Origin of the sequence: Vibrio sp. Vb2131, from assembly GCF_033338535.1 — a bacterium.
In the GTDB taxonomy this organism is placed as follows: Bacteria; Pseudomonadota; Gammaproteobacteria; order Enterobacterales; family Vibrionaceae; genus Vibrio; species Vibrio alginolyticus.
Genome location: NZ_JAWOSW010000161.1, coordinates 1 through 524, shown reverse-complemented (window position 1 = coordinate 524; position 524 = coordinate 1). Strand labels below are relative to the sequence as shown.

Annotated in this window: 1 protein-coding gene; it reads left to right on the top strand. The window is 46.8% G+C overall.

All coding sequences use genetic code 11. The features are described from left to right. Positions 1 to 524 (top strand): FAD-dependent oxidoreductase (locus R7E38_RS23365; RefSeq protein ID WP_318082234.1); only part of this gene is annotated, 524 nt, incomplete at both ends.

Sequence of the window (524 nt, the reverse complement as noted above, 5' to 3'; positions counted from 1 at the left end):
TTAGCGGAACAAGGTGTTAGGTACGAGCTTTGGACGCAAAACGAAATCCGACGTCGGCTTCCTGAACTCAGCAAAAAGGTTCGGTTTGGCGTATTTTTTCCAGAAACAGGACATACAATAAACCCTTATGCACTCTGCGTTGAGCTAAGTAATGCATTTGAAAAACTCGGAGGTTCACTTGTCCATGAAGAAGTAGACGCAGTAAGTAAAAACGGCGATGTCTTGGTCAATACTCAGCGAATGTCTTTTGACAAAATTGTGGTCGCAGCGGGTGTTCATTCTAAAGCTTTGGTTCGCCAGTTAACCGGTGTGAATGTCCCGATACAAGCTGAGCGAGGTTACCATCTCATGATGAATGACAAGCGTGAGTCCTTGCCGTTTCCTATTAGTTCTGCGGACAGAAAGTTCATTATGACGCCCATGTCTGAAGGCTTACGTTTGGCGGGAACGGTCGAGTATGCCGATGTGAAATCGCCACCAAACATGAAGCGCGCAGAGATGTTGTATCAGCAGGGGAACGCGAT